Genomic DNA, 11618 nt, shown 5'->3' with positions numbered 1-11618 from the left:
CGCTATGACTGTGCTTCTCACTGTTCTCGGCATCGTGGTGTTCCTGATCGGCATCATGCTGTCCTTCGCTCTGCACGAACTCGGGCACCTGCTGCCGGCCAAGGCCTTCGGGATGAAGGTCACCCAGTTCTTCTCCGGCTTCGGGCGGACGGTCTGGTCGACCAGGCGCGGTGAGACCGAGTACGGGATCAAGCTGATCCCGGCCGGTGGTTTCGTCCGGATCATCGGGATGCTGCCCCCGGCGAAGGGCCAGCACCCGGAGACGGTCCGCAAGGGCAGCACCGGCCCGATCCAGTCGATGGTCGAGAACGCGCGGAACGCGGAGTACGAGACGATCGACCCGGCCGACAACGGGCGGCTGTTCTACCAGAAGGTGTGGTGGAAGAAGCTGATCGTGATGGTGTGCGGTCCGCTGGTGAACGTGGTGATCGCGTTCGTCCTGTTCGGTGGGTTGTTCATGCTGTACGGCGCCAACGTCGCGCAGACGACCGTGTCCACCGTCACCGACTGCGTGATCCCGGCCGCCGAGGCCGGCCCCGATCGCAAGTGCACCGACACCGACAAGGTGTCGCCGGCCAAGACCGCCGGCTTCCAGGTCGGGGACAGGATCGTGGCGTTCAACGGCACCCCGATCTCCAGCTGGGACCAGCTCACCCCGCTGATCCGCGCCAACGCCGACAAGCCGGCCACGATCGTTGTCGAGCGCAACGGTGCCCGGCAGACGCTGCGGACGGCGACGATCGTGAACCAGGTCCGGGAGAAGACCGGGTCGGACACGATCGTGTCGGTCGGCTTCCTCGGCGTCTCGCCACAGCTGAAGGTCGAACGGCAGGACTTCGGTTTCGTCGTGGACAAGATGGGCGAGCTGACCGTCGCCACCGTGCAGGCACTCGGCAACTTCCCGGCCAAGCTCGTCGGTGTCGCCAAGTCGATCGTCGGCGGTGAGCGCGAACAGGACAGCCCGATCAGCGTTGTCGGTGCCAGCCGGGTGGCCGGTGAGATCGCCGCCAACCAGTCGCTCAGCGGCGGTGAGCGGATCGCCTTCCTGATCTCGTTGCTGGCCTCGCTGAACCTGTTCCTTGCCCTGTTCAACTTCATTCCGCTGCTGCCGCTCGACGGCGGCCACATGATCGGCGCGATCTGGGAGGGCATCCGGCGCGGCTTCGCCAAGCTGTTCGGCCGCCCCGACCCCGGGTACGTCGACATCGGCAAGCTGCTCCCGGTCGCCTACGTGGCCGCCACCTGCATGGTGGTGATGGGCGTCCTGCTCGTCATCGCCGACATCGTGAACCCGATCAAACTCTTCAACGGCTGACCTACCGGAGGACCCAGTTGACCATCGACGAGCCGCCCACGTACCCGATGGCACGATCCACGAAGTGCCCGTTCGACCCGCCGCCGGAACTGCGCGAGCTGGGACCGCTGGCCCGGATCGAGGCCTACGGCAAGCCGGCCTGGCTCGTCACCCGCAACGCCGACCAGCGCAAGCTGCTCCTGGATCCACGGCTGAGCGCGGACATCGGTCATCCGGGGTTCCCGATCCCCGCGGCCGAGGCCGCGATGCTGAAGAGTGCCAACCTGGACTTCGGCTTCGTCAACATGGACGACCCCGAGCACGGCCGGTTGCGCCGGATGGTCACGGCGCCGTTCCTGCACAAGCGGATCGAGGCGATGCGGCCGCGCGTCCAGCAGCTCGTCGACGAGATGATCGATGCGCTGCTCGCCGGGCCCAAGCCGGCCGACCTGGTCGAGGCGCTGGCGACTCCGCTGCCGTCCCTGGTGATCTGTGAGCTGCTCGGCGTCCCGTACGACGACCACGCCTTCTTCCAGCACAACACCAAGGAGCTCGTCCGCGTCGACGCCGCCCCGATGGAGCGAGTGGGTGCTCTGCACAACATCGTCGGCTACCTGGACCAGCTTGTCGGGGTCAAGCTCGGAACGCCTGGCGACGACCTGCTGTCCGTCCTCGCCGAGCGCATCCAGGCCGGCGAACTGGACCGGCCGGATGCGGTCAGCATCGGCGTACTGATGCTTCTGGCCGGTCACGAGACCACGGCCAACCAGATCGCGCTCGGAACCACCGCACTGCTCGAGCACCCTGACCAGCTCGCGCTGTTGCGGGACACGGAGGATCCGGCGGTGGTCGCGGGCGCCGTCGAAGAATTGCTGCGCTACCTCAATGTCACTCATCAGGGCCGCCGTCGCGCGATTCTCGAGGACATCGAGTTCGGCGGTCAGATCCTGCCTGCCGGAGAGGGCCTCGTCCTTCCTGGCGACACGGGTAATCGTGACCCCGACCTCTTCGAGGAGCCGGACCGTCTCGACCTGACCCGGGACGCCCGCGGCCACCTGGCGTTCGGCTACGGCATCCATCAGTGCCTCGGCGCCCCGCTGGCGCGGATGGAGCTCCAGGTCGTCTATGGAACCCTCTACCGCCGGATCCCGACCCTCCAGCTGGCCGTCCCGCTGGAGGACATCCCCTTCAAGCACGACGCCGAGATCTACGGAGTTCACGCCCTCCCCGTCACCTGGTGAGCTGATCAGACGGATTGTGGCCGGGTACTGCTTGCTCATGGGGAACCGGCATGGCTACCGAAGACGGGAGCGGACGCGTGAAAGCCCTGACCTGGCAAGGCAAACGGAAGATCGAGTACGGCGAGGTGCCGGATCCGCGGATCGAGGAGCCGACCGATGCCGTCATCAAGGTGACGTCCACCGGGATCTGCGGATCGGACCTGCATCTGTACGAGGTGATGAGCCCGTTCCTGGACGCCGGTGACGTGCTCGGGCACGAGTCGATCGGGATCGTCGAGGAGACCGGTTCCGCGGTCACCAACCTCAGCGTCGGCGATCGCGTCGTCGTACCGTTCCAGATCGCGTGCGGGTCGTGCTTCATGTGTGACCAGGATCTGCAGACGCAATGCGAGACCACGCAGGTGCGGGCGCAGGGGATGGGCGCGGCGCTGTTCGGTTACACGAAGCTCTACGGGCAGATCCCCGGCGGTCAGGCGGAGTACCTGCGCGTGCCACAGGCGCAGTACGGGCCGATCAAGGTGCCGCACGGCCCGCCGGATGATCGGTTCGTGTACCTGTCGGACGTGCTGCCGACGGCCTGGCAGGCGGTCCAGTACGCCGGGATCCCAGCCGGCGGCACCGTCGTCGTACTGGGGCTCGGTCCGATCGGTGACATGTCCTGCCGGGTCGCACTGCACCACGGTTTCCGGGTGATCGGTGTCGATCTGGTCGCGGAGCGACTGGAGCGGGCGCGGCGCTACGGCGTCGAGATCCTCGAGTACGGCGACGATGTCGCCGACGCGATCCGCGACCTGACCGCCGGTCGTGGACCGGATTCGGTGATCGATGCCGTCGGGATGGAAGCGCATGGTTCACCGGGAGCCCGGTTCGCTCAACAAGCGGCCGGGCTGCTGCCCGATGCGGTCCAAGGTGCCTTGATGCAGAAGGCCGGCGTGGATCGGCTGGCAGCGCTGCTGCTGGCGGTCGACGTCGTACGGCGCGGTGGAACCATCTCGGTGATCGGCGTGTACGGCGGGATGGCCGACCCGCTCCCCATGCTGACCATCTTCGACAAGCAGATCCAGCTCCGGATGGGCCAGGCCAACGTCCGTCGCTGGAGCGACGACATCCTCCCGCTCCTCGGCGACGACGACCCACTGAAGGTCGACTCCTTCGCCACCCACCATCTCCCACTGTCCGAGGGACCCGACGCCTACGACATGTTCCAGAAGAAGCGCGACGGCGCCGTCAAGGTCCTCCTCACCCCGTAAGCCCGTGCAGGACTTCTACCGGCGCTATCTCCAGCGCTGCAACGACCACCGCTTCGACGATCTCGGCGAATTCGTCGCCGAGGACGTCGAGATCAACGGCATGCCGTCCAGCCTCCAGCAGTACGGCGACGGCCTGCGCTCCGTCGTGGACACCTATCCGGACTTCCACTGGGAGCTGCACCGGCTACTGGTCGACGGCGACTGGCTCAGCGCCCACCTGATCGACACCTACACCACGGCCGACGGGCGACCCGCCGTACTGCAGGAGTTCGCGCTCTACCACCTGACCGGCAACCGCTTCGTACAAGTATGGGGAGATCTCGAGCAGGGCCGCCTGTCGTCTCAGTGACGGGGAGGAGCCGATCAGCCGAGGCTGCCCGGGTCAGGAAGTTCACGGGGGTCAGCAGAGCTGGTGGTGGGCCTGAACACGGTATTCCTTGTCTCGACCCACCAGTTCCTGTTCACACCCCCCGCAACTGGCCGGTCACAGCGGCGGTTGGCCCTCCAGTGCGTTGACGTGGCCCCGGGGATCAGTGGGGGAGTTTGCGGGTGTCGATGAGCTGCTGGGCGACGTCGCGGAGTTTGCGGTTGGTGTCTTGGGAGTAGCGGCGGAGGACCTCGAAGGCGCGGTCGCCGTCGAGGTCGTAGCGCTCCATCAGGATGCCCATCGCCTGGCCGACCAGCTTGCGGGCGTCGACCGCCTGGGCCAGGTGCTGCTCGTTGCGGCTCGTGGCCACGGCGACTGAGGCATGGCGGGCCAGGATGTGCGCGACCGCCAGGTCGTCCGGACCGAAGGCGTCCGCTCGCACGCTGTACAGGCCGAGCACTCCGAGTGTGCCGGAGGAGGTGGTCAGCGGCACGTCGAGGACGCTGCGGACGCCGAGCCCGAGGACCTTGCCGGCCCACTCCGGCCAGCGTCCGTCGGCCGCGGTGTCGGCGACGAGGACGGTCGAGCGGTCCCGCATCGACTCCGCCAGCGGGCCCTTGCCGCCGTTCATCTGCAGTTGGTAGATCTCGGCGACGACCGGGTCGGTGACGGCGGGGATCTCCAGCCGGCCACCAGCCAGTGACAGTGCAACTCCCGCGTGTGAACAGTCCAGTGCCTGCAGCGCGAACTCGACGACTGCCTCGACGGTCTCCTCGACACCCTCCGTGGAGTGCAGCTCGACGGCGAGTTCTGCGAATCTCTCAGCCGCATTACCCGCGGCGAGGTCGAAGTTGGGCATGGCAGGCTCCTCCGGGCTGGTGATCCCGGAGGCCGCGGGCCGGCTGACGTGATCCATGCCCCATATCTTCTCTCACTCGCCAAGGAATATGCCCGGGTACCAGCAGGTATGCGGCGTAACAATTCCAGCGAGGCGCAGGACGCGGCGGAGCGGATCGCCGCCTCGGCGAAGGCCCGTGGCCTCCAGATCGCAGTGGCGGAGTCACTCACCAGCGGCCGGATCGCGTGCCGGCTGGGCGCGGCGTCGGACGCGAGTACCTGGTTCGCGGGTGGCGTGGTCGCGTACGCCGCGGAGGTCAAGTTCAACGTGCTGGGCGTTGAGCCCGGCCCGGTTGTGACAGCTCGTTGCGCTGCGCAAATGGCGAATGGGGTCGCGCGCCTGCTGGGTGCCGAGGTCGCCGTCGCGGCGACCGGGGTCGGCGGGCCCGAACCGGACGAGGGCCACCCGCCGGGCACTGTCTACCTTGCGGTCAGTTCAGGCGGACGCGTCGATGTCGTCCAGCACCGCTTCGACGGTGATCCGGGCCGTGTCGTCGACGAAGCGACCACCACGGCCTTGGAATTGCTGTACACGTCGTTGAAGGCCGACTAGTCGGCGTGGAAGAGGGCAGCGCGGGCGGCGTTGGAGCCGCAGGCGCCGTGCACCCCGCCACCGGGATGGGCCGAGGCAGAGGCCAGATAGAGGGACTTGATGGCCGTTTCGGCGCGGCCCAGGCCCGGCATCGGGCGAAGGAACAGTTCCTGGCGCAGGCCCGACGTACCGCCGTTGACTGCGCCACCGACCAGGTTGGCGTCGCGGCGCTCGAGCTCGACCGGGCTGAGGATGCGACGCGCGGTGATGTGCTCGGTGAATCCGGGAGCGAACTGCTCGACCCGAGCCTCGATCCGGTCGGCCATCGCCTCGGCCTCGGCATCGTCCCAGAGTCCCGTCAGGTCTCCGCCGGCATCGCCGCGGACCTGCTGCGGGACGTGGGTGTAGGCCCACGCGGACTCCGTGCCGGCCGGCGACCGCGAGGGATCGGCAGCCGTCATCTGCCCCATCAGCAGGAACGGCCGATCCGGGATCCATCCCTCCGACAGCTGCTTGGACCAGCGCCGCAGATCCGGCACCGAATCCGCGAGATGAACCGTCCCAGGCGCCAGCTCCGGCCTGTTCTGCCACGGGATCGGTGAGCTCAGCGCCCAGTCGACCTTGATCGTGCCCGGATCCCAGCGGAACGCGCGCAACCGCTGCCGCACATGCCCAGGCAGGTCCTCCCCGGCGATGAGCTCCCGGTACAACGCCGGCGCGGAGACATCCGCGAGCACGGCCCGGCCGGCGGCGTACTCGGTCCCGTCAACAGTCCGTACGGCGACCGCCCGGCCGTCGCGGATGACGATCCGGTCGACGCGTGCCTGGCAGATGGTCGTGCCACCCCGAGCTGCGAACCGATCGGCCAGCGCCCGGGACAACTCCCCGGCGCCACCACGGGGCACGGGATAGCCGTACTGCTGCGCGATCATCACCAGCAGCCATCCCATCAAGCCCGATCCTGGTGCAGTCGGAGCGATGTCCGCGTGCTGCGAGTTCGTTGCCATCAGCATCTTTGCGGCCTCGCCAGCGAACCGGCGGTTGCCGACCCATTGGACCGGGCCGAGCAACACCTGCAGGCGCTGCAATCCTCGTGGCCCCAAAAGCTCCCGCAGTACGCCGAGTCCCGCCCGAACCGGTGGAAACGGGCTGAGCAGGGCCTCGATCACGGCGGGCCCGACGCGTTCCCAGTCGCCGTACAGATCCAGCCAGGCCTGACCGTCTCCGGGGTGCAGCGCGTCGAGCGCTTTGGCCGTGTCGGCCGGCTCTGGGTGCACGAGCGCCCAGCCGCCGGTGGACAGCGGGTTGCCGACCGGGGACGGAGCGTTCGACCACTCCAGACCGTAGTCGGCAAGCTTCAGGTCCTTGATGGTCGGCGACACCGCGGCCAACGGGTAGAACGAGCTGAAAGTGTCGTGCACGAAGGCCGGATCGACATCCCTGGAACTCCGAACCGCGCCCCCGATCGCATCGTTCGCCTCCAGCAGTACGACGTCCCACCCGGCATCAACCAGTAGATTCGCGGCAACCAGCCCGTTCGGGCCGGCCCCGACCACGACAGCATCACTCATGAACTGTGGGACCCCTGTCGGCGGCGCAGCCCCGCCAGTAGCACCGCGCCGCCGATGAGCACGATCAGGACGATGAAGCCGATCACGACCAGAGGCGCGAGATCGAAGTCCTGGGCATCGCCGTCACCTGCGCCCGGCGGGTTCGCGCCGGTCTGCGGCGTTGCGCCCAGGGACGGGGTGGGGGAGACCTGCGCCTGAACCACTGATGCGGCCTCACCGCCTGATCCGACCCAACCCGCGATAGGGCGCGCGCCGGCAGCGGCCACGATGAAGAGGCCGGCCAGCAAGACTACGTAGAGGCGTCGCATAGATCCCCTGTTCCCGATTCGTCGGTGTCTAACGCGGTTTGGCCAGTGGTGTCGTGGTCGGTCCGTCGAGGACTGTGCCGTCGGGGTTGAAGCGTGAGCCGTGGCAGTTGCAGTCCCAGGTGGCGTCACCCTGGTTCCAGCGCAGGGGGCAGCCGAGATGAGTGCAGACCGGTACGACGGTGTGCAGCCGGCCGTCGTGATCGCAGTACGCGCCGACGGTCTTGCCGTCGAGGTCGTACAGACCGCCTTGGCCGACCTCGACGTGGTCCAGGCCGCCGCCGGCCAGGCGGCGCAGGTGGCCGGCCGCGAACTCCTTGCCGACCTTGAGATTGTCCTTCACCAGAGTGGCCACGGAGTGCGCGTCGCCGATCCGGCCGGCGTCGTACACGGTGCCGAACGCGTTGTCCCGTTCGAGGATCAGGTCACGAAGGATGCCAGCAGCAACGGTTCCGTTGCTGAGTCCCCATTTGTGCATGCCGGTGGCAACGAGGACCGGAGAGCCGGGCGCCTTGCCGACGTACGGGAGTTGGTCCGGGGTGCTGTAGTCGTGGGCCGACCAGCGGTAGTCCGGTTCGAGGCGTTCGTTCCACAGCGAACCGGCCCAGTCGCTGAGACCGCGGTACGCCGCGTCGGTGTCGGTCTGATCACCGACCTCGTGGCCGTTGCCGACGATGATCAGTCCGTTCGGACCGCCGCCCGGCCAGGGCCTCGTCGATCGGGTCGGCCCGTCGGCCGAGATCGTCATACCGGCCGGTGCCGGGACCGGCAGCCGGAGGGCGATGCCGTGGGACTGCTGCGGACGGGTCCGGGCGAAGTACCCGCCGAGGGTCCCGAACGGGAGCAGGGTTGCCACGATCGCGTGGTCGGCGCGGATGATCGGGCCGCGCTCGGTCCTGGCCTCGATCCCGGCCTCGATGCCGGTCACCCGGCTGTGCTCGAAGATCGTCCCGCCGGCCGCGGTGAACGCCGTCGCCAGACCGGCCAGGTAGCGACTCGGGTGCAGCTGGACCTGGTTGTCGAAGCGGACGGCGTCAGTCACCTTCAGCGGGAGTCCCAGCTCGCCGGGATCCGCCGAGTGCGCCGGTAAGCCGAGCTCGGCCGCGACCTCAGCCTCCCGCTGGAGGTCGGCGCCCTCGGTGGCATAGACGAAGGCAGGAGCGCGGGTGAACTCACAGTCGATCCCGAACCGGTCGATCAGGTCCGCGACTCGTTCCACCCCAGCCTGGTTGGCCATCGCGTACTGGCGCGCCGCCTCAAGACCATGCCGATCAGCCAGTTGCGCATAGATCGCGCCGTGCTGCGAAGTGACCTTCCCGGTCGTGTGTCCGCTGGTCCGGGCCCCGATCCGATCGGCTTCGACGAGTACGACGTCCACGCCCGCCAGTTGCAGCTCCAAGGCCGCCGTCAACCCGACCACTCCACCACCCACCACGAGTACGTCGGTCCGGCGGTCGGCGGCGATCGCGTCGTACCGGGGCATGGTCGCGGTGGCGAGCCAGACGGATACGGAGTTCGTCATGCCTCGCCCGGTACCCAGCGGGAATCAACCAGCGCGGGACGGGCACCGGAGGTGGTGATCGAGCGAGCGAGAGACCTTGGAGGTAGGGCGATGAGCACGATCACGCAGTCCATCGACGTCGCGGTTCCGGTGACAACGGCGTACAACCAATGGACGCAGTTCGAGTCGTTCCCGCAGTTCATGGAAGGCGTAGAGGAGGTTCGCCAGATCGACCCGACGCACAACCACTGGGTGGTGAAGGTCGGTGGTGCGACGCGGGAGTTCGACGCGACCGTGACCGAGCAGCACCCCGATGAGCGGGTGGCGTGGAAGTCGGACTCGGGTCCGCAGCATGCCGGTGTCGTGACCTTCCACAAGCTGTCCGACACCACCAGCCGGGTGACCGCGCAGATGGATATCGATCCGGACGGTTTCCTGGAGAAGGTCGGTGACAAGTTCGGGGTGGTCGAAGGACGCGTGAAGGGTGATCTCCAGCGGTTCAAGGAGTTCATCGAGGAGCGTGGCGGGGAGACCGGCGCCTGGCGCGGCGACGTACCGCGGTAGTCACTCGAATCAACGGATCCCCCACCTGTTCGGGTGGGGGATCCGTTGCTGTGCTCAGGATTTCTTGGCGGCGGCCTTACCGCCCTTGCGGCCGGCTTCCTTCTTCTGGGCGGTGGTTCCACCCTGCTTGCTGTTGCCGCCGGAGCCGCTCTTCTCGCCGCCGTGCTTGCTGGCCTTCGGTGCGTTGGCGATCTTGGCCGCGCGCTCCTTGGACATGCCCTTGTCCTTCAGCGCTTCGTACTGCTTCTCGTTCTTGACGTTCGCCGACTTCGACGGCATCAGCGGTCCCCTTCGCTCTCGACCTTCTTCTTCAGCTCGTCCTTGGTCAGGCCGGAGGTGCCGGAGATGTCGGCGTTGGTGGCCTGCTGGGCGAGTTGGTCCCGGGTCATGTCGCCGGGCTGTTCACCGAGGTGCTCCTTGCGGCTGGCGGCGAAGGCTTCCCCGAGTTCGGCGCGGCGCTGATCGGACAGGTTCGACCGCATCCCGGGCAGCACCTTGGTCTCTTCCTCCTCGACGTGGTGCGAGACCGCGTCGATCAGGTTCTGCAGCACGGTGTCGAACTGGGCCGACGCCGGGTCGGTCGCGGCGAGTTTGGCCAGCAACTGGTCGGCCTCGATGTGCTCCTGCTGGCTGTGCGAGACCTCTTCCTTCTCGCCGGCCTCCTCGGCGGCGACCGGGTAGACCTCGGCCTCCTCGGCGCGGCTGTGTGCGGTCAGCAGCGTCGTCAGCACCGGCAGCAGATTCGGGCGTTTCTCCGGGCTCTCCTTGAGTTCGTCGAACAGTCGCTCGACCTCACGGTGGTCCTGCATGATCAGGTCCACGACGTCTGCGGACATCGTTGTCTCCTCTACTGGTCGGCTAACGCTCGTTGGAATGGCGCCGCTCCGGTACCCACCCGAAACCACCTTTTCGAGCCGGCTCTCTGGCGCGGCCTGGGGGAGACGTGGCAATCTGGAGGGTGAGCTGTTGAGAAGTCAGCGGTCGAAGCGGTGACACGGTTTGGCTGGAGTCGAGATGACTGTCGGTGGTGTCGACACGTACTACGACTACGACGAGAAGCAGTGGAAGAGCCGCCGGCTCGGTGGCGGCCCACTCGAGCGAGGTCCGGTGTGTCCGGCGCCCAAGCGCCCGGCCGGGACCGAGAAGACCGGTTCGTCCCGATCGGCGCCGGTCGCGCATGAGATCGAGACAGCTGGGTAGTTGATCCACGCCATTTGACCGCGGTTCAGATGAGTGCCGCGCCGTGACGTTTTAGTCGCGAGGTCAAAATGACTGTTTCTGTGATGAGTGAGTCCGTGCCGACGCAGTGTTCGTCGGCCAAGGACCGGGCCGCCCGGGAGGCGGCGACGGTCGAACTGTTCGAGCAGCGGGCTCGAACGTCGGATCCGGTGCAGCAGCAGATGTTGCTCGAGCGGATCGTCGAGCTGAATCTGGAGATCGCCCGGGGGATCGCGGGGAGGTTCCGGGGGCGCGGTGTCGAGCTCGAGGACCTGGAGCAGGTGGCGTTCCTCGGGCTGATGAAGGCGGCGACGAACTACCGGCTGGATGCGGACACGCCGTTCATCGGATACGCCGTACCGACGATCAGAGGTGAGGTACGGCGCTACTTCCGCGACTCGGCGTGGACCGTCCGCATTCCGCGGCGGCTGCAGGAGTTGCAGGGCCTGGTGGCGGCCAAACTGCCCGAACTGGAGCAGGAGCTGGGCCGCGAGCCGTCGACCGAGGAGCTGGCCGAGTATCTCGAGGTCGAGGCCGACGAGATCGAGCAGGCGCTGGCGGCCAAGGGCTGCTTCAACACGCTCTCGCTGGATCGGCCGGCCGAGGACAACGGCCTGAGCCTGGCCGAGGTCGTGGCCGACGAGGAGGACACCGCGGTCAGCCAGCTGGAGGCAGTCGACATGCTGCAGCCCATTCTGGAGGACCTCGGCCCGCGTGAGCGGCGGATCCTGGAGCTGCGCTTCATCGAAGGATGGACGCAGTCCGACATCGGTGCAGAGATCGGTGTCAGCCAGATGCAGGTATCCCGTCTGCTGCGCCGGACTCTCACCGACCTGCGCGAACGCCTGGCCCCACTGTCGGCAGCTGCCTGATCGGTC

14 protein-coding genes are annotated in these 11618 nt (G+C 67.7%); 8 read left to right on the top strand and 6 right to left on the bottom strand.

What is annotated here, in order from left to right:
* Nucleotides 1-4: 4 nt before the first annotated feature.
* From ACFCV3_RS04765 to ACFCV3_RS04750, 4 genes are read left to right on the top strand one after another with little or no spacing between them, the layout of a single operon-like run.
* Entirely contained in the window at nt 5-1315 is a 1311-nt protein-coding gene (locus tag ACFCV3_RS04765; RefSeq protein WP_376026108.1) for an RIP metalloprotease, read from the top strand.
* Nucleotides 1316-1332: 17 nt separating this feature from the next.
* On the top strand, nt 1333-2535 hold the full coding sequence (locus tag ACFCV3_RS04760) for a cytochrome P450 (protein ID WP_376026107.1): 1203 nt from the start codon (nt 1333-1335) through the stop codon (nt 2533-2535).
* A 50-nt stretch (nt 2536-2585) separates the two neighbouring features.
* Nucleotides 2586-3785 (top strand): alcohol dehydrogenase catalytic domain-containing protein, encoded by a 1200-nt coding sequence (locus ACFCV3_RS04755; RefSeq protein ID WP_376026106.1) that lies wholly within the window; start codon nt 2586-2588, stop codon nt 3783-3785.
* Nucleotides 3786-3789: 4 nt separating this feature from the next.
* Entirely contained in the window at nt 3790-4134 is a 345-nt protein-coding gene (locus ACFCV3_RS04750) for an ester cyclase (RefSeq protein ID WP_376026104.1), read from the top strand.
* Nucleotides 4135-4315: 181 nt separating this feature from the next.
* Here ACFCV3_RS04750 and ACFCV3_RS04745 read toward each other — a convergent pair whose 3' ends face one another.
* Nucleotides 4316-5068: an ANTAR domain-containing protein gene (locus tag ACFCV3_RS04745; RefSeq protein ID WP_376026103.1), complete on the bottom strand. Its 753-nt coding sequence runs from the start codon at nt 5066-5068 to the stop codon at nt 4316-4318.
* A gap of 51 nt (nt 5069-5119) precedes the next feature.
* On the opposite strand from ACFCV3_RS04745, the gene ACFCV3_RS04740 reads away from it, so the two are divergent.
* A complete protein-coding gene (locus ACFCV3_RS04740; protein ID WP_376026101.1) occupies nt 5120-5602 on the top strand; it encodes a CinA family protein in 483 nt (160 codons plus the stop codon).
* Here ACFCV3_RS04740 and ACFCV3_RS04735 read toward each other — a convergent pair.
* Genes ACFCV3_RS04735 through ACFCV3_RS04725 form a run of 3 tightly spaced genes read right to left on the bottom strand, consistent with a single transcriptional unit; the run spans nt 5599 to nt 8979 of the window.
* Nucleotides 5599-7152 carry a phytoene desaturase family protein gene (locus ACFCV3_RS04735; protein ID WP_376026100.1) on the bottom strand — a complete coding sequence of 518 codons (1554 nt, stop codon included), beginning with the start codon at nt 7150-7152 and terminating at the stop codon, nt 5599-5601. The two genes, ACFCV3_RS04740 and ACFCV3_RS04735, sit on opposite strands and share 4 nt — an antisense overlap.
* Nucleotides 7149-7460, bottom strand: a complete 312-nt coding sequence (locus ACFCV3_RS04730; protein WP_376026098.1) for a hypothetical protein — start codon at nt 7458-7460, stop codon at nt 7149-7151. The genes ACFCV3_RS04735 and ACFCV3_RS04730 overlap by 4 nt, the downstream gene beginning before the upstream one ends.
* Nucleotides 7461-7488: 28 nt before the next feature.
* Nucleotides 7489-8979 carry an FAD-dependent oxidoreductase gene (locus ACFCV3_RS04725; protein ID WP_376026096.1) on the bottom strand — a complete coding sequence of 497 codons (1491 nt, stop codon included), beginning with the start codon at nt 8977-8979 and terminating at the stop codon, nt 7489-7491.
* Between the two features lie 90 nt (nt 8980-9069).
* Between ACFCV3_RS04725 and ACFCV3_RS04720 the strand changes: the two genes are divergently transcribed.
* Nucleotides 9070-9522: an SRPBCC family protein gene (locus tag ACFCV3_RS04720; protein ID WP_376026094.1), complete on the top strand. Its 453-nt coding sequence runs from the start codon at nt 9070-9072 to the stop codon at nt 9520-9522.
* Nucleotides 9523-9576: 54 nt separating this feature from the next.
* Here the strand turns inward: ACFCV3_RS04720 and ACFCV3_RS04715 are convergent, their stop codons facing one another.
* A complete protein-coding gene (locus ACFCV3_RS04715; protein WP_376026093.1) occupies nt 9577-9801 on the bottom strand; it encodes a hypothetical protein in 225 nt (74 codons plus the stop codon).
* On the bottom strand, nt 9801-10358 hold the full coding sequence (locus ACFCV3_RS04710; protein WP_376026091.1) for a hemerythrin domain-containing protein: 558 nt from the start codon (nt 10356-10358) through the stop codon (nt 9801-9803). Before ACFCV3_RS04710 ends, ACFCV3_RS04715 begins: the two co-directional genes overlap by 1 nt.
* A 178-nt stretch (nt 10359-10536) precedes the next feature.
* Between ACFCV3_RS04710 and ACFCV3_RS04705 the strand changes: the two genes are divergently transcribed.
* Nucleotides 10537-10722 (top strand): hypothetical protein, encoded by a 186-nt coding sequence (locus tag ACFCV3_RS04705; RefSeq protein WP_376026089.1) that lies wholly within the window; start codon nt 10537-10539, stop codon nt 10720-10722.
* A gap of 83 nt (nt 10723-10805) precedes the next feature.
* On the top strand, nt 10806-11612 hold the full coding sequence (locus tag ACFCV3_RS04700) for a SigB/SigF/SigG family RNA polymerase sigma factor (protein ID WP_376026087.1): 807 nt from the start codon (nt 10806-10808) through the stop codon (nt 11610-11612).
* Nucleotides 11613-11618 lie beyond the last annotated feature (6 nt).

It is taken from the genome of Kribbella sp. NPDC056345, from assembly GCF_042262745.1.
Lineage (GTDB): Bacteria > Actinomycetota > Actinomycetes > Propionibacteriales > Kribbellaceae > Kribbella.
The sequence above is the reverse complement of the archived record's forward strand: the minus strand, read 5'-3'. Positions and strand labels throughout refer to the sequence as shown.

Bases quoted from the DNA above. Each gene is read 5' to 3' on its own strand.
- ACFCV3_RS04765 (WP_376026108.1), top strand. From the start codon at position 5: ATGACTGTGCTTCTCACTGTTCTCGGCATCGTGGTGTTCCTGATCGGC.
- ACFCV3_RS04755 (WP_376026106.1), top strand. From the start codon at position 2,586: ATGGCTACCGAAGACGGGAGCGGACGCGTGAAAGCCCTGACCTGGCAA.
- ACFCV3_RS04745 (WP_376026103.1), bottom strand. From the start codon at position 5,068: ATGGATCACGTCAGCCGGCCCGCGGCCTCCGGGATCACCAGCCCGGAG.
- ACFCV3_RS04740 (WP_376026101.1), top strand. From the start codon at position 5,120: ATGCGGCGTAACAATTCCAGCGAGGCGCAGGACGCGGCGGAGCGGATC.
- ACFCV3_RS04735 (WP_376026100.1), bottom strand. From the start codon at position 7,152: ATGAGTGATGCTGTCGTGGTCGGGGCCGGCCCGAACGGGCTGGTTGCC.
- ACFCV3_RS04730 (WP_376026098.1), bottom strand. From the start codon at position 7,460: ATGCGACGCCTCTACGTAGTCTTGCTGGCCGGCCTCTTCATCGTGGCC.
- ACFCV3_RS04725 (WP_376026096.1), bottom strand. From the start codon at position 8,979: ATGACGAACTCCGTATCCGTCTGGCTCGCCACCGCGACCATGCCCCGG.
- ACFCV3_RS04720 (WP_376026094.1), top strand. From the start codon at position 9,070: ATGAGCACGATCACGCAGTCCATCGACGTCGCGGTTCCGGTGACAACG.
- ACFCV3_RS04715 (WP_376026093.1), bottom strand. From the start codon at position 9,801: ATGCCGTCGAAGTCGGCGAACGTCAAGAACGAGAAGCAGTACGAAGCG.
- ACFCV3_RS04710 (WP_376026091.1), bottom strand. From the start codon at position 10,358: ATGTCCGCAGACGTCGTGGACCTGATCATGCAGGACCACCGTGAGGTC.
- ACFCV3_RS04705 (WP_376026089.1), top strand. From the start codon at position 10,537: ATGACTGTCGGTGGTGTCGACACGTACTACGACTACGACGAGAAGCAG.
- ACFCV3_RS04700 (WP_376026087.1), top strand. From the start codon at position 10,806: ATGAGTGAGTCCGTGCCGACGCAGTGTTCGTCGGCCAAGGACCGGGCC.